We start from the raw sequence: 16,389 nt of genomic DNA, 5'->3' as shown, positions 1-16,389 counted from the left end.
TGAAAACATCAACAAACTGCTATGTTCTCACTTTTTAGAAAAAGACATCATCAAAAATAGATAGTTGATTTTCATCTGGTAATGCTTTTAAAACATTATTTTCAGTCATATACTCAATTAATGACTTAGAAACTTTACCACGTTTAGCTAAATCTTCTTTAGATAAAAATGGGCGTTCCTCACGAGCAGCAATAATTTGCTTAGCAACGTTATTACCAAGACCTGGTACAGCTCTAAATGGTGCAATTAACTTATCACCATCAATTATCCAATTTGAATCATCTGATTTATCCAAATCAATCATCCCAAATTGGAAGCCACGTTCAAGCATTTCATTGCTTAATTCAAGGACCGTCAACAAATTTTTCTCTTTTGTTGATGCATCCATCCCTTTATCATTAATATCTTTCATTGCTTTTTTCACTGCTTCTTTACCATGCGACATTGCGACTAAATCAAAATCATCTGCTCTAACACTGAAATAAGCACAGTAATATAACATTGGAAAATAAACTTTATAGTATGCAATTCGTAAGGCCATCAAAATATACGCAGCAGCATGTGCCTTAGGGAACATATACTTGATTTTTAAACATGCTCCGATATACCAATCTGGAATTTTTGCTGCTTTCATCTCAGTTTGATAATCATCTGAGATACCTTTTCCTTTTCGAACACCTTCCATAATATTAAAAGCGCTACCAGCTTCCATACCCATATGAATAAGCCCCATCATGATATCATCACGACAGCCAATAACTTCCGGCATCGTGATTGTTCCATTAGAAATAAGTTCTTCAGCGTTTCCCAACCACACATCTGTACCATGTGATAGACCAGAAATTTTTAATAGTTCAGCAAATGTTTTAGGTTTTGTTTCTTCTAGCATCCCTCGAACAAATCTCGTTCCGAATTCCGGAATACCTAATGTACCTGTTTTTGAGAAAATTTCGTCGCTAGTAACACCAAGTACTTCAGGCCCTTGGAATATTTGCATAACGCCCTTATCATCCGTAGGGATTGTTTTTGGGTCAACTCCTGATAAATCTTGTAACATTCTAATCATGGTTGGATCATCATGACCCAAAATATCTAATTTCAAGATATTATCGTGGATAGAATGGAAATCAAAATGGGTTGTTTTCCATTCGGAAGTTGAGTCATCTGCTGGATACTGGATAGGTGAAAAATCATAAACATCCATATAGTTAGGGACAACTAAGATACCACCAGGATGTTGACCGGTCGTCCGTTTAACGCCAGTTGACCCCTTAGCAAGTCGATCTATCTCCGCATTTCTAAACGTTGCTCCAGTATCACGTTCATAACCCTTAACATAACCATAAGCCGTTTTATCTGCAACAGTACCAATTGTTCCTGCACGGAAAACATAATCTTCCCCAAATAAAACTTTCGTATAATTATGCGCAATTGCTTGATAATCACCCGAAAAATTCAAATCAATATCAGGAACTTTATCACCATAAAATCCAAGAAAAGTTTCAAATGGAATATCATGTCCATCTTTATCTAATGGTGTACCACATTTGGGACAGTCTTGGTCTGGTAAATCAAATCCAGACCCATATTCACCTTTTTCATAAAAATGTGTATATTTACATTTAGGGCATCGATAATGAGGTGGTAATGGATTAATTTCTGTTATTCCAGTCATTGTTGCAACAAGACTTGACCCAACAGATCCACGGGACCCTACTAAATAACCATCTTTGTTAGATTTATGAACTAATTTTTGTGAAATTAAATAAATAACTGAAAATTCATTATCAATGATACTTGTCAATTCTTTATCAAGACGTTTAACCACAGTTTCAGGTAACTCTTCTCCATAAAGTTCATGAGCGCGATTATAGGTTAATTGTTTAATTTCTTCTTCAGAGCCATCAATTTTCGGTGCATATAATCGATCTTTAACTGGAGAAATGTCATCATCAATCATATTAGCGATTAAATTCGTATTTGTAACAACGATTTCTTTAGCAACATCCGCACCTAAAAATTGGAATCCTTCCAACATTTCATTCGTTGTTCTAAAATGTGCATCAGGTAAAATAGAACGATTTAACGGATTAGCACCACCCATTGAATTAACAAGAATTTTACGATAAATACTATCTTCAGGGTTCATATAATGAACATCTCCAGTCGCAACAACCGGCTTATCCATTTCGTGTCCTAAATCAACCATATTTTGTAAAATTTCCTCTAAATTTTGATTATCCTTAATTAATTCTTGATGGATTAGAGGTTCATATAATGCTTTAGGCTGAATTTCTAAGTAATCATAAAACTTAGCCTTTTCTTTAGCCTCTTCCATCCCTTTTTGCATCATTGCTGTAAATACTTCACCTGAGTCACACGCTGAACCAACGATAATACCTTCACGATATTTATTTAACTCACTTCGAGGGATGCGGGGCATCCGATAAAAATAATCTATCATCGAAGTTGAAACTAATTTAAACATATTTTTAAGTCCGGCTTGAGTTGTCGCAAGTAACGTAACATGGAATGGACGTGCTTGTTTGTAAGCATCATGCTCACCCATATGATCATTCAATTGAACATGTGACGTTATTTCAAATCGTTCCTTAGCATCTTTAATAAAGATATTACACAAAAGACCAGTTGTCTCAGCATCATAAATAGCGCGATGATGATGTTCCAAGTTAACATTGAATTTTTTGGAAAGTGTATTTAATCTAAACCCTTTTAATTCGGGATGTAAAAATCTTGCTAACGTTAACGTATCAATGATTGGATTTTGCATAGGTTCCATGCCATGACGTTCATATCCAGTATTCATAAAGCCAATATCAAAACTAGCATTATGGGCAACTAGAATACTACCTTCTGAAAATTCTCTAAATAATTTAAAAACTTCTTCTTCAGATTTTGATCCATGAACCATTTCATCCGTAATTGAGGTTAAATTAGTTGTTGTTTCAGATAAATGATGTCCTGGATCAATAAATTCATCAAATTCTTCAATGACATTTCCCTTTGTCATTTTAACAGCAGCTAATTCAATAACTTTATCAAATCGAGCAGATAAACCCGTTGTTTCCGTATCAAAAGTAACATAAGTGGCTTCTTCTAGATTTACATCCTTATCATTAAAAGCAATTGGAATACCATCATCAACAACGTTAGCCTCAACACCGTACAAAATTTTAATATTATTTTTCTTTCCAGCAGAATGAGCCTCAGGAAAACTTTGTAAGGTAGAATGATCCGTAATCGCAATTGCTTTTTGTCCCCATTTACTGGCTTGCTGTACATAATCCGTAATTGAATTTGTGGCATCCATTTGACTCATATTTGAGTGTAAATGTAATTCAACACGTCGTTCATCATCTGGAGCTGTTTCTTGACGGCTTGGGTGGTCGACTTGATTAATATCGTAAGCATTCACCACTAGATCTCGCATAAAATTATCTTCTTGTACTGCACCACGAACTCTGACCCATTCTTTTTCTTGAATAGCAGCAAACATCGCTTCGTCTTCTTCATTACGAGAGAATTTTTTTACGGTCATGGATGAACTATAATCCGTCATTTTAATGATCATTAATTGTCTTTCAGACTTAAGCGTCCGGATTTCCTTAGAGAAAATATATCCCTCAATAATAACCGAGCGTTCCTCTTCAATGATTTCAACCATCCGTTTTGCAGGCTCTTTTGTACTAATCTTTTTACCCATTTGAACAGGTCCATTAATTACAGTTTGAGAATCAGTCTTTTTCTTTTCATTTTGTTTCTGAATAGTTTCTGTTGCCTTCTGCATCATTATGGCATCTTGAGATTCTTTTCGCTGTCTAATTTCTTCTATTTTTTCTTGTGATTTTGATTCATCTAATAATGTATTAATATTTATCTGTGGAAATCCGACCATTTGATACGCAGTTTCAATTGGTCCTAATGCTTGACCTGTTAAGAACGTTTTTACAATTTCATTTTCAGCCATTAACATCACTCGTCTATCATCAAGATAAGGGACGTTCCCATGAAAAAGTTCTTGTACTAGCGAAGAATTAGCTTCACTATTTTTAACTGCCCATGTCCAATAATCGCCTAAAAGTTGGTTTGTTAATTCTGGTTGCTCAACTTGAACAGTTATTTTTGTTTTTGCAATATCTTTAAATGTAATTGCAATTTTATTTTCTAAGTCACTAAATAATGAAAATGGCAAAATTTTAGGGGCAACTAGCTTGAATTCCCATAGTTTTGACTTTTCATGAACAGTTACGGTTGAAATTTCAATTAAATCCAATATTTCACTATCTTGTTGGTCACTTGATTGAAAATTAATTTGTTCTAATAGTTTATTGAATAATTCTTTATTATTAAGCGACAAATGATTGACTCCTTTTCTAAAAATGAAAAAGAGACTGAGTCAAAATTTTCTTTTGAACTCAATCTTCTTTAACTAGTTTTGATTTTCTTCTTTTAATAAAATTGAGATAGAGCTCTCTAATTCGTCTTTCGTTACTTCAATCGTTTCACCATTTCTACGTAACTTCACTTCAACGATACCATCAGCAGCTTTCTTACCAACTGTAATTCGAACAGGTAATCCAATTAAATCTGAATCAGCAAATTTAACACCTGCACGTTCTTTACGATCATCAAGCAATACTTTGTAACCATTTTCAGTCATTTTTTTGTCAATTTCATTAGCTAGAGCCATTTGTTCATCATTTTTAGCATTAATTGGAATTACATGAACATCGTATGGTGCAATACTTCTAGGCCATACTAAACCATTTTCATCAGCTTGTTGCTCTGCAATGGCTGCAAGTAAACGACTAACGCCGATTCCATAACAACCTAATATCACAGGTTTTTCGCGGCCATTATCATCTAAGATATTAGCGCCCAATGCCTCAGAATATCGTGTTCCAATTTTGAAGATATGACCAATTTCAATCCCCTTAGTAAATTTCAATTCGCCTTCCCCTTCAGGTGAAGTTTCACCTTCTTGAGCCAAACGTAAATCTACAAATTTATCTACTCGGTAATCACGATCAATATTTGCGTTAAATAAATGAGAACCAGTCGTATTTGCACCAACGACCGCATTTATCATTCCCTTAATTCCTTCGTCGGCAACAATTGTTACGTCTTCTGTAACACCAACAGGTCCAAGTGAACCAAACTCTGCACCCAACACTTCAGTAACATCTGAATCAGTTGCCATACGTAAAAAATCAGCGCCTAATGTGTTTTTTAATTTAATTTCATTCAAAATATCATTTCCGCGCATTAAAACCATCACTGGTTTTTCATCAGCCATAAATAATAATGATTTTATTAAATTTTCACTTGCTGTATCAATAAATTTAGCCAACTCATCAATTGTTTTAATATTTGGTGTTTCAATTTTTTCAATATCTTTAATCGCTTCATGTGAATTCTTATATGTTTTCAAACTTTTTGCCATTTCTAAATTAGCTGCATAATCGCTCTTATCAGAATAAACGATTGTATCTTCACCAATATCAGAAATTGCCATAAATTCTTTTGAATCATTACCGCCCATTGCACCTGCATCACCAATAATACTTCTAAAATTAAGACCACAGCGTTCAAAAATATTTTGATATGCACGATTCATTTTTTGATAAGTATCATTTAAACTTTCTTCATCCGCATGGAATGAATAAGCATCTTTCATTAAAAATTCACGGCCTCTTAATATACCAAAACGAGGTCTATTTTCATCACGATATTTTTGTTGTATTTGGAACATTGTCAGTGGTAATTTTTTATATGATTTGATTTCATCACGAATTAAAGAAGTAAATGTTTCTTCATGAGTTGGTCCTAAAATAAATTTTCTATCATGTCGATCTTTTAATTTAAAAAGTGTATCACCATAGGTTTCATAACGACCTGTTTCTTCCCATAATTCAGCAGGAATAACGGCAGGTACAAGCATTTCAACCGCTCCAATTGCTTCCATTTCTTCGCGAATAATTGTTTCAATTTTTCTAATAACGGAGAAAGCTAATGGTAAATAACTGTACATTCCGGCTGAAACTTGTCGAATATATCCAGCTCGTAACATCATTTGATGACTGATAACCTCAGCATCGCTTGGAACTTCCTTCATTGTTGGTATTAATAATTGTGATTGTTTCATACTATTTTATTCTCCTTTTTCATTTAAAAGAAATAACGCTGAATATCATTCCATGTGACTAATATCATCAATATCATTAAAAATGCAAATCCAACTAATGTAATAACACCTTCTTTTTCAGGTGAAATTGGTTTGCCACGAATTCCTTCGATAATATTTAGTACTAATTTTCCACCATCTAAAGCTGGAATTGGTAATAAATTCACAATTCCTAAGTTAATTGATAAGAATGCAAGCAATGACACAACACTCGCCAACCCATAACTTGCTGCATTTGAAGTCACTGCATAAATTGCAACCGGACCACCAAAATCATTTAAGCTGACACCTTTAGTAAACATCCCTACTAATACAGCCACAATACTAGCCACGACACTCCATGATTGCGTAAACCCATAAGTAATTTTATTGATAAATGAGTGATCCATTTTAACTGTAATACCAATTTTACCGATCTTTGTTGAGTCTGTTTTACTTGATTCAGGTGTAATAACGATTGATTCTGTTTTACCGTTCCTTATTACTTTTAAGTCAGTTTTTTTATCAGGACGACTGCTAATCGCTGTCGTTAATTCAGTCCAGTTTGTTGTCTTTTTATCAGATACAGCTACAATTTTATCATTTGCTTTTAACCCCGCCCTTTGAGCCGCAGAATTCTCTTGAATTGTACCAATTTGATTCAAATTGGTTGCAACGCCACCTTGCATAAAAGCAAGTAGTATAAATGCAACAATAGCTAATAAAAAGTTATTCATCGGTCCAGCAAAATTCGTTAAAATTCGATTCCAAAGCGTAGCTGATTGAAATTGAACATCTTCAGGAGCGATTTGAATTTCTGTGCCATCTTTTTCAATTATTAACGCATCATGATCAACATTATATTTTTTTACTATCTCTTCATTACCATTTTCATATCCTGTAATCCAGAGTTCTTTTTGCAAATCACTATCTAGGTATTCGATTGGGATACCATTATACAGCGTTGTTTTTTTACTCGTATTAATCTTTGTAACCTTATTATTACTATCCAGTATTAAACTCATAGGCATACCAGGTTTTAAATCTTCATCTTCATCATCAGCGATTCCCGCCATTCTAACATATCCACCAAGAGGTAATATTCTTAAAGTGTACGTTGTACTACCTCTATGGAATGAAAGTATTTTTGGCCCCATACCAATTGAAAATTCACGAACTAAAATTCCAGCACGTTTTGCAAAATAGTAATGACCAAATTCATGAATCACAACTAAAATTCCAAAAACGATAATAAATGTAATAATCGTTTTAATCATGTGAATCCTCCCCCTTTAATTTATTACATTAACCCAAATAAATGCATAATTGGCCATACAAATATTAAACTATCAAATCGATCTAAAATACCACCATGTCCAGGTAGAATACGTCCAGAATCTTTTACACCATAGAAACGTTTAAACGCGGACTCAACTAAATCACCGCATTGTCCAAATACCGAAAGGATTAACGTAATCAAAATCATTATAGGAAAAGAATGATTTTGTGGGAAGAAGTAAATAAAGATACTTCCTAACAGTGTAGCCATTAATGTTCCACCAATTGAACCTTCCCATGTTTTATTTGGACTAATATGTGGTGCTAATTTATTTTTACCAAACTTACGTCCAAACATGTAAGCACCTGTATCTGTTGTCCAGATAACAATTAAAATATATGCTAATGTCATTAATCCGTTAAAATCGTTGCCTCTTGCCGCAATAAAATAATGAAATCCCATCCCGACATATAAAGAACTTAAGACAAAAACACCAGCATCATCAAATGAAAAACGATTTTTTGAAGTAACCATATACATTAATAGAAGTGCAACAAGAAAATAAAATACATTTACAGAAGAAATGTGAGCTGGTAAAAATTTAAACCACTTATCTGGTGCAATCACAGTTATTGTCATTAAGATACCAAAAGTAGCCTCTGGTGATATCAATAATTTTTTCTTCATTACAAATACTTCCGAAATACCAATGCATCCTAAAATTAAAGCAAATATCTGCAATGGTAGTCCACCAATAATAACCAATGGTATGAAAATACAGAGAGCCACAATTGCCGTAATTACGCGCTGTCTCATAAAAATTCTCCTATTCTTTTATACCACCGAAACGGCGGTCTCTTTTTTGATAATTTAGTATTGCATCTTTTAATGCATCTTCAGAAAAATCAGGCCATAATGTATCAGTAAACACTAATTCACTATAAGCAATTTGCCATAATAAGAAATTAGATATTCTTTCTTCACCACTAGTTCTGATTAGTAATTCCGGATCATTATAAGGTGCTAAATTACTAGTCATTAAATACTGGTCAATTGTTTTATCTGTTATCTCTTCAACGCTTAGTTTACCATTAGAGGTATCAGTTGCAATATTTTTGATAGCCGTCACAATCTCTGCTCGCCCACCATAATTTAATGCAAAATTAAGAACCATCCCTGTATTATCTTTAGTATCTTCCACTGCATTTTGAACAGCTAATTTTGTTTCATTTGGAAGCTGATCAATGTAGCCCATAACATTAACTTTTACATTCTTTTCAATTAATTCTGGTACAAACTTATCAAAAAAAGTACCCGGTAAACTCATCAGGTAATTAACTTCTGTTTCGGGCCGTTTCCAATTTTCAGTAGAAAATGCGTAAAGTGTTAAAACTTTAATCCCTAAATCACTTGCAGCCATAGTTACTGTTTTTACAGTATCCATACCGGTTTTATGTCCCGCAATTCTAGGTAAATGCCTTTTTTTTGCCCAACGTCCATTACCATCCATTATAACAGCAACATGTTTAGGAATTCTTTCCATATCCAATTGGATTAATTCATTTGTTTTATTTTTTTTAAAATTAAAAGCCATATTGTACCTCCAAGAATAGTTACATGTTCTATTGTAGCAAAAAAACAGGCACAAAACGACGCCTGTCTTAAAATAAAGCTATTTATTTAAACTGCTAAAATTTCTTTTTCTTTATCTGCTTGAATATTATCAATATTTTTAATTGATGCATTCGTCACATCTTGAGCTTGTTTTTCTAAATCTCGTAAATCATCTTCGGTTAAATCACCATTTTTTTCTGATTTTTTCAAGGCATCAACTGCATCACGTCTGATATTACGAATAATAACTTTAGCATTTTCTGCTTCAGCTTTAACGTCTTTAGCTAATTCCTTACGACGTTCTTCTGTTAATTGAGGAATAACTAATCGAATTGCTGATCCATCATTCGAAGGGCTAATTCCTAAATCAGCAACTAATAAACCATGTTCAATATCCTTCAAAGCACTTTTATCAAATGGCGTAATTAAAAGTACGCGAGCTTCTGGTACTGAAATTTGTGCAACTTGATTAAGTGGCGTTGGTGCACCATAATAATCTACTGTCACATTATTCAATAAACTAGCATTAGCTCGACCAGCCCGAATATTACCAAGATTTTTTTGAAGTGAAACCTCTGCTTTTGACATTTTATCTTGAGCATCAACTAATATAGGTTCTGTTATTTTCATTTATTTTCCCCTAACGGTTGTTCCGATGGTTTCACCGAGAACAACTTTTTTTATATTTCCTGGTTCGTTCAAATTAAATACGACTAACGGAATATCATTATCCATCGATAATGTACTTGCAGTTGTATCCATAACTTGTAAGTTTTTATTAATTATATCTAAATGTGTTAATTCTTCATATTTTGTTGCTGAGTCATCCTTTTGAGGATCAGCAGAATAGACACCATCTACGCCATTTTTTGCCATCAATATAACATCAGCATTAATTTCTGCAGCTCTTAACGCTGAAGTTGTATCTGTTGAGAAATATGGTGAACCCGTACCCGCAGCAAAAATAACAACGCGACCTTTTTCAAGATGACGAACAGCTTTACGGCGAATATAGGGTTCTGCAATTTGGCGCATTTCAATAGCTGTTTGAACTCGAGTTGGGACACCTACAGACTCAAGATTATCTTGCAATGCTAGTGCATTCATAACTGTTCCTAGCATCCCTATATAATCTGCCTGCGCACGTTCCATACCCATTGCGGCTCCAGCTTCACCACGCCACATATTACCACCACCAACAACGATAGCGACTTCAACACCCATTTCTTGAATTTCTTTTAATTCTTCAGCAACTTTTCTAATTACAGGTGGATTAATACCAAATCCTTGTTCTCCGGCTAATGCTTCACCGCTTAACTTCAACATAACGCGTCGATACTTAACATCTGACATCCAATGTTCCTCCTACAATCTATTTACAATTATTTTACCATATTTTAGGTATAATTAATAATTCAATTTATATCAAAATAAATTTATTAAAAAAAGTTTGTGCTTAAAGCACAAACTTTTGGATTGTAGAAAATTATTTAATTTGGCCCATAACTTCGTCTACAAAATTATTTTCTTTCTTTTCAAGACCTTCTCCAACTTCATAACGGATAAATAATTTAACTTTTCCACCCTTAGAAGCAACATACTTAGCAACTGTCATGTCAGGATCTTTAACAAAATCTTGATCATCTAAGCTAATATCAGCTAGATATTTATTTAAACGACCCTCAACCATTTTTTCAATGATATTTGCTGGTTTGCCTTCATTAGCAGCTTCTTTAGAAAGTACTTCTTTTTCATGTGCCAATTCATCAGCAGGTACTTGTTCACGAGATACATACTTAGGATTAATTGCAGCAACATGCATAGCAACATCTTTAGCAGTTGATTCATCAGCATCTGTAACGACAACAAGTGTTGAAATTGAGCCACCCATATGTGAGTATGATCCAAAACTTTCATTATCAGTTTTTTCTACTAATTCAAAACGACGTAATGAAATTTTTTCACCAATTACTTGTGTTGCTTCAATTAAATCATCATTAATTGTGCCACGGTCTGTTTTAATTGTAAGTGCTTCTTCAACATCTTTAGGATGTGCTTCAGCAATTTTAGTAGCAATCAATTTAACAAGTGTTTTGAATTGTTCGTTTTGAGCAACGAAATCAGTTTCTGCGTTAACTTCAACAATAGCTGCAAAGTTACCAGAGAATTGAACATCAGATAGACCTTCAGCAGCAACACGGTCACTTTTTTTAGCAGCCTTTGCCATACCTTTTTCGCGGAGGAAATCGATTGCTTTTTGCATATCACCGTCAACTTCAACGAGTGCTTTTTTTGCGTCCATCATACCGACACCAGTTGTATCACGTAATTCTTTAACTTGAGAAGCAGAAATTTTTGCCATTTGAATGGCCTCCTTGTTTAAATAATTTAATTGATTTTATATCTAAAAAAACTGCCTCAAAAGAAAGGGCCATTACAGTACCTAATTTTGAGACAGCCTAATTTATTTACTATTCAGCAGTTTTTTTATCATTTCCGCCTTCAACAGCTTCAACGATATCTTCGATTGAATCTACTTTTTCGTCAGCCTTTTTGAAAGAAGCTTCATTCACTTCTTCTTTACCTTGATTAGTTTCAATAATAGCATCAGCCATTTTTGCAGTAATCAAACGTACAGCACGAATTGCATCATCATTTGAAGGGATTTTTACATCAATTTCATCTGGATCACTATTTGTATCAACCATAGCGATGATAGGAATATTCAATTTTTGAGCTTCCTTAACAGCGATACGTTCTTTACGAGGATCAACAATGAATAATACATCAGGGATGCGAGGCATATCTTCAATACCACCCAAGAATTTTTCAAGACGATCTCTACGTTTAATTAATAAAGAAACTTCTTTTTTAGGAAGAAGATCAAATGTGCCATCTTCTGACATTTTTTTGATTTCTTTAAGACGTTTGATACGTTTTTGAATTGTGTTCCAGTTAGTTAAAGTTCCACCTAACCAACGATGGTTAACAAAGTATTGTCCAGCACGAGTTGCTTCTTCTTCAATAGCATCTTGTGCTTGTTTCTTTGTACCAACAAAAAGAACAACACCATCATCTTCAGCAGCTTTTTTCATTGATGCATAAGCAGCATCAACTAATTTAACTGTTTTTTGTAAATCAATGATATAAATACCATTTCTTTCAGTAAAGATGTATGGTTTCATCTTTGGGTTCCAGCGACGTGTTTGATGTCCAAAATGAACACCGGCTTCGAGCAATTGTTTCATACTAATAACAGCCATAATGTAGTGCCTCCGAGTAAAAGTTTTATTTTCCTCCCAAGTGTTCAACTGTGCTAAGACTCTCCCGAGCACCCTCAGTCACATCCCACAAGGTGTGAATTGATGTTTTAACATCGTCTTTAAGTATACAAAATCTAAAATTAGAACACAAGTCTTATTTTTAATTATTTAACTTCTGTTTCCACAACGCCTGTTGTTAAAAATTGATAAGCACTATTCAAAGCAATTTCAACCATATTTTTAACTGCAGTTTCAGTATAGAATGCAATATGAGGTGTTAAAATAACATTTACCATATCTAAAAGTTCATTAAATAATGGATCTTCAATAGATGAGTCCGTTAAATCATGATTAAATATTGGATTTTCGAATTCATACGTATCTAAAGCTGCTCCACCAACTTGTCCTGATTTTAATGCGTCAATTAAATCTTCAGTATTAATTAACGTTCCACGGGCTGTATTTACAATCAGAACTCCGTGTTTCATTTTTTCAAATGAATCTCGATTAAGCATGTGTTCATTCTCTTTTGTAGCTGGCGTATGTAATGTAATAACGTCTGCTTGTTCGAACAACTCATCTAATGTATCAACATAAATACCACTCTTTTTTAATTCAGCATTTGGATAGACATCGTATGCAATAACTTTTGCACCGAATCCTTTGTAAATGTCCATTGCAACCCGGCCAATACGTCCAGTTCCAATAACACCCACGGTTAAGCTTCTCAACTCGCGTGAAATATTTGGAGCCCAACGATAGTCTTGATTTTTAATTTTTAAATTAAATTCTGGTGTTCTTCTTAAGAGTTGCATCAATTGTGTCACAGAAAATTCAGCAATCGCGTTAGGTGAATACGCTGGGACATTTGTCACCGTCACACCGTATTTTTTAGCTGCAACTAAATCAATATTATCAACCCCGACATTTCTAACAGAAAGAATCTTAATATTCATCTCTTTCATTTTAGAAAATAATGTTTCGTTATAAGGGATTGTTTGCAATGCAATAATACCATCAAATCCATCCGCTTGCTGTATCGTTTCATTCGTTAATAAATCTTGAGTAATTTCAACATCAACTTGATTGTCATCAGACCATTGATTACCAAATCCAACTTCATCTTTTCTCATACCGAACGCAATTAGTTTCATAATACAAAATCCTCCATTTTCTGACTAATTTTATTTAAATTTAACTTCTTTATCAGAATGTCCTGTTTCTATTAAGTCTTTACTTGCATTCAAAGCATCTATAACCATATTCCTGACAGCAGGCTCTGTATAGAACGCTGTGTGTGGGGTAATTAACACATTCTCACGTTGCAATAAGTTTTTAAAAGTACCATTTACTTGTGATTCTGTTAATTCTTTATTGAAATAATCAGTCTCATTTTCAAGTGTATCTAATGCGGCACCGGCTACTTTCCCTGAATCTAGCGCTCTTATCAGTGCATCGGTGTCAATCAATGTTCCTCTGGCCATATTCAAAATATGCACACCATTTTGCATTTTACTAAATGCTTCGTCATCTAATAAATGATAATTATCTTCAGTAGCAGGGCTATGAATTGTGATAACTGTTGATTTTGCATATAGCTCATCTAATGTATCAACATAGATTCCTTCTTCTTTCAAAGCAGGATTTTGATAAATATCATATCCAATAATTTTTGCACCAAATGCTTTAAAAATTTTAATGGCTGTTTGCCCAATTCTTCCTGTACCAATCACACCAACTGTTTGTGTGCGGATTTCTTTAGAGATATCGGGTTCCCAAGTGAAATCGTTATTCTTCATTTTACGATTAAATTGTGGTGTTTTTCTAAATAACTCCAACAATTTAGCTACAGATAGCTCCGCAACAGCACTTGGAGAATAAGATGGCACATTCGTCACAATCAATCCATACTTATTAACTGCATCCCCATCAACGTTATCCACACCAGTATTACGAATCGATAAATAATTAATATTTAAATCATGAATTTTTTTAATTAATTCAGGTGTATAGTCCTTTTGTTGGTAGGCAACGATAGCGTCATAATTTTCTGCTAATTGAACTGTTTTTTCGTCTAATAATTCATTAACAGTTTTTATTTTAATTTGATTATCTTTTTCCCATTCTTGGACATACAATAATTCATCTTCTCGGATACCATACGCAATGATTTTCATAATGTTATACCTCTTTATTTTAAAATTTATACTTTCATTATATCATTTGAAATCTTTTTATACATTATTTCAGATTTCAACTGATTGCTTTTTTAAATAAGCAATTTTTTTATCTCTTGATTGGTGTTTGAAAGCATATTCTTTCTTTAATGCTTCAGATTTCGTTTCAAATGATTCCTGCAAAATCATTTTCAAAGGCCGTCTACTAGCTAATTTTGTGTACTTTGCACCTTTCCCTGCATTATGCGTTGCAAGTCTTTTTTCGGGATCCGTTGTAAATCCGCCGTATAGTGTATTATCAGCGCACAGTAATACATAGAAATAATATTTTTTTTCATCTTCCATAAACAATCTCCTGAACCATTTGTGTGTACTCATCATCGTTACCATAAACAACAATAGGAGGCATAATCCTAATTCCTGCTGCATTGCCATCCTTAATTGCTTCAATTAGGACCATGTTAGCCTCTTTTCCCTCTTTTGGATGAACAAATTGGATTTTTTTAGGCGCCAACCGATGATTAACCATTTTACTTAGAATTTCAGGCAATCGATCAGGACGGTGTACGAAAAAAGTTTTCCCCTTCATTTTCAATAAACCGCTAGTAATTTCTAGAATACTATCTAAATTAGTTGTAATTTCATGTCGTGCAATTGCTAAATACTTGTTAGGATTCTGAGAAGATTGTGGCGTATTTGGAAAATAAGGTGGATTACACAATACGGTATCAATTGAGTCTTTTTCTAGATAATCAAACGTGTTGATTAAATCTGTTTGCTTAACTTGTACTTGATTTTCCAAGTGATTCAATTCAATACTTCTATTTGCCATATCAGCTAATTTTTCTTGAAGTTCAATCTGATAAATTTGACCCTTTGTTTTTTGACTAACAAATAACCCGACTGCACCATTGCCCGCACATAAATCAACTATTTTAGTTGATTCTTTTCTTGAAACATCTGCAAAATGGGCTAATAAAACAGCATCCAGTGAAAAAGAAAAAACATCTGAACTCTGAATGATTTTAATTTGATTTGAGTATAATTGGTCAATACGTTCATTGTTATTAAGTGAAACCATTTTTCATTACCCATTTTCTATAATTTTTTTTAAACTTGCAACTTTTAATTTAATTAGTCATACTTACCATACAAAGTTTAAAATTTGAAAGGATTGTTGCCACATGTTTTATTCATTTGCACGAGGTATTGTACGAGTACTTTTATTCTTAATCAATGGGAATGCCCACTATATTAATAAAGAAAAACTACCTGAAGGATCGTATATTTTAGTAGGTCCACACCGAACTTGGTTTGACCCCCTTTACTTTGCCTTAGCTGGTAGTCCTAAAAAGTTTTCATTTATGGCAAAAAAAGAACTATTTGTAAATCCAATTTTACGCTATATCTTAATTCATGCCAATGCTTTTCCAGTTGATCGAGAAAATCCAGGTCCATCAACAATTAAAACGCCAGTTAAATTTTTAAAAAAAGGCGAATTATCATTAATTATGTTTCCCTCAGGTACCCGACATTCCGAGGAATTAAAAGGTGGTTCACTCTTAATTGCTCGAATGGCACAGGTACCCCTAGTTCCAGCAGTCTATCAAGGTCCATTAACCTTAAAGCAACTTTTCAGTAGAAAAAGAGTAACCGTTTCATTCGGTGATCCAATCTATTTAGACAAAAAAACAAAATTGACTGATGAGGTCCAAACAGAAATGGACACCCAATTAATGGCTGCATTTCAAAAATTAGATACTGAAATTAATCCCAATTTTAAATATGTTGATCCCCATAAAAGTAAAAATAATAATTAAATTCCAAAAAAAATACTGGTAGGAAATCATATTGATTTTCTACCAGTATTTT

The 16,389-nt window shown here is 33.6% G+C and carries 14 protein-coding genes; 1 reads left to right on the top strand and 13 read right to left on the bottom strand.

What is annotated here, in order from left to right:
* Positions 1 to 34: 34 nt before the first annotated feature.
* The 13 genes from AC1RPU_RS01970 to AC1RPU_RS01910 all read right to left on the bottom strand — a co-directional run bounded on the left by AC1RPU_RS01970 (position 35) and on the right by AC1RPU_RS01910 (position 15,598).
* Entirely contained in the window at positions 35 to 4,378 is a 4,344-nt protein-coding gene (locus tag AC1RPU_RS01970) for a PolC-type DNA polymerase III (protein ID WP_481761382.1), read from the bottom strand.
* Between the two features lie 72 nt (positions 4,379 to 4,450).
* Positions 4,451 to 6,166, bottom strand: coding sequence for a proline--tRNA ligase (locus AC1RPU_RS01965; RefSeq protein ID WP_481761383.1), 1,716 nt, complete (start codon positions 6,164 to 6,166; stop codon positions 4,451 to 4,453).
* A gap of 23 nt (positions 6,167 to 6,189) precedes the next feature.
* Positions 6,190 to 7,461, bottom strand: coding sequence for an RIP metalloprotease RseP (gene rseP / locus AC1RPU_RS01960; RefSeq protein ID WP_481761384.1), 1,272 nt, complete (start codon positions 7,459 to 7,461; stop codon positions 6,190 to 6,192).
* 23 nt (positions 7,462 to 7,484) lie between these two features.
* Positions 7,485 to 8,279, bottom strand: a complete 795-nt coding sequence (locus AC1RPU_RS01955) for a phosphatidate cytidylyltransferase (RefSeq protein WP_409022448.1) — start codon at positions 8,277 to 8,279, stop codon at positions 7,485 to 7,487.
* Between the two features lie 10 nt (positions 8,280 to 8,289).
* Complete coding sequence (locus AC1RPU_RS01950) at positions 8,290 to 9,057, bottom strand: isoprenyl transferase (RefSeq protein ID WP_481761385.1); 768 nt, start codon at positions 9,055 to 9,057, stop codon at positions 8,290 to 8,292.
* Positions 9,058 to 9,143: 86 nt separating this feature from the next.
* A complete protein-coding gene (frr, locus tag AC1RPU_RS01945) occupies positions 9,144 to 9,707 on the bottom strand; it encodes a ribosome recycling factor (protein ID WP_409022446.1) in 564 nt (187 codons plus the stop codon).
* Positions 9,708 to 10,430 (bottom strand): UMP kinase, encoded by a 723-nt coding sequence (gene pyrH / locus AC1RPU_RS01940; protein ID WP_481761386.1) that lies wholly within the window; start codon positions 10,428 to 10,430, stop codon positions 9,708 to 9,710.
* 133 nt (positions 10,431 to 10,563) lie between these two features.
* The gene (gene tsf, locus AC1RPU_RS01935; RefSeq protein ID WP_481761387.1) at positions 10,564 to 11,439 is read right to left on the bottom strand and encodes a translation elongation factor Ts; all 876 of its coding nucleotides are present in this window, start codon (positions 11,437 to 11,439) and stop codon (positions 10,564 to 10,566) included.
* 109 nt (positions 11,440 to 11,548) lie between these two features.
* Entirely contained in the window at positions 11,549 to 12,340 is a 792-nt protein-coding gene (gene rpsB / locus AC1RPU_RS01930; protein WP_409022443.1) for a 30S ribosomal protein S2, read from the bottom strand.
* Between the two features lie 164 nt (positions 12,341 to 12,504).
* The gene (locus AC1RPU_RS01925) at positions 12,505 to 13,494 is read right to left on the bottom strand and encodes a D-2-hydroxyacid dehydrogenase (protein WP_481761388.1); all 990 of its coding nucleotides are present in this window, start codon (positions 13,492 to 13,494) and stop codon (positions 12,505 to 12,507) included.
* A 30-nt stretch (positions 13,495 to 13,524) separates the two neighbouring features.
* Positions 13,525 to 14,517 carry a D-2-hydroxyacid dehydrogenase gene (locus tag AC1RPU_RS01920; RefSeq protein WP_481761389.1) on the bottom strand — a complete coding sequence of 331 codons (993 nt, stop codon included), beginning with the start codon at positions 14,515 to 14,517 and terminating at the stop codon, positions 13,525 to 13,527.
* Positions 14,518 to 14,586: 69 nt separating this feature from the next.
* Positions 14,587 to 14,862: a GIY-YIG nuclease family protein gene (locus AC1RPU_RS01915; RefSeq protein WP_409022440.1), complete on the bottom strand. Its 276-nt coding sequence runs from the start codon at positions 14,860 to 14,862 to the stop codon at positions 14,587 to 14,589.
* Positions 14,852 to 15,598 carry a tRNA1(Val) (adenine(37)-N6)-methyltransferase gene (locus AC1RPU_RS01910; protein WP_409022439.1) on the bottom strand — a complete coding sequence of 249 codons (747 nt, stop codon included), beginning with the start codon at positions 15,596 to 15,598 and terminating at the stop codon, positions 14,852 to 14,854. Before AC1RPU_RS01910 ends, AC1RPU_RS01915 begins: the two co-directional genes overlap by 11 nt.
* Positions 15,599 to 15,701: 103 nt before the next feature.
* Between AC1RPU_RS01910 and AC1RPU_RS01905 the strand changes: the two genes are divergently transcribed.
* A complete protein-coding gene (locus AC1RPU_RS01905; protein ID WP_409022438.1) occupies positions 15,702 to 16,337 on the top strand; it encodes a lysophospholipid acyltransferase family protein in 636 nt (211 codons plus the stop codon).
* Positions 16,338 to 16,389 lie beyond the last annotated feature (52 nt).

The organism is Dellaglioa sp. CoH-55-MRSF-7 (assembly GCF_056782235.1).
This window is presented reverse-complemented; position numbering and strand designations above follow the sequence as displayed.

What these genes read in the sequence shown, in the direction of transcription:
- AC1RPU_RS01905 (WP_409022438.1), top strand. Translation starts at nt 15,702, where the DNA reads ATGTTTTATTCATTTGCACGAGGTATTGTACGAGTACTTTTATTCTTA.
- AC1RPU_RS01910 (WP_409022439.1), bottom strand. Translation starts at nt 15,598, where the DNA reads ATGGTTTCACTTAATAACAATGAACGTATTGACCAATTATACTCAAAT.
- pyrH (WP_481761386.1), bottom strand. Translation starts at nt 10,430, where the DNA reads ATGTCAGATGTTAAGTATCGACGCGTTATGTTGAAGTTAAGCGGTGAA.
- tsf (WP_481761387.1), bottom strand. Translation starts at nt 11,439, where the DNA reads ATGGCAAAAATTTCTGCTTCTCAAGTTAAAGAATTACGTGATACAACT.
- frr (WP_409022446.1), bottom strand. Translation starts at nt 9,707, where the DNA reads ATGAAAATAACAGAACCTATATTAGTTGATGCTCAAGATAAAATGTCA.
- rseP (WP_481761384.1), bottom strand. Translation starts at nt 7,461, where the DNA reads ATGATTAAAACGATTATTACATTTATTATCGTTTTTGGAATTTTAGTT.
- AC1RPU_RS01965 (WP_481761383.1), bottom strand. Translation starts at nt 6,166, where the DNA reads ATGAAACAATCACAATTATTAATACCAACAATGAAGGAAGTTCCAAGC.
- AC1RPU_RS01955 (WP_409022448.1), bottom strand. Translation starts at nt 8,279, where the DNA reads ATGAGACAGCGCGTAATTACGGCAATTGTGGCTCTCTGTATTTTCATA.
- AC1RPU_RS01950 (WP_481761385.1), bottom strand. Translation starts at nt 9,057, where the DNA reads ATGGCTTTTAATTTTAAAAAAAATAAAACAAATGAATTAATCCAATTG.
- AC1RPU_RS01925 (WP_481761388.1), bottom strand. Translation starts at nt 13,494, where the DNA reads ATGAAACTAATTGCGTTCGGTATGAGAAAAGATGAAGTTGGATTTGGT.
- rpsB (WP_409022443.1), bottom strand. Translation starts at nt 12,340, where the DNA reads ATGGCTGTTATTAGTATGAAACAATTGCTCGAAGCCGGTGTTCATTTT.
- AC1RPU_RS01915 (WP_409022440.1), bottom strand. Translation starts at nt 14,862, where the DNA reads ATGGAAGATGAAAAAAAATATTATTTCTATGTATTACTGTGCGCTGAT.
- AC1RPU_RS01920 (WP_481761389.1), bottom strand. Translation starts at nt 14,517, where the DNA reads ATGAAAATCATTGCGTATGGTATCCGAGAAGATGAATTATTGTATGTC.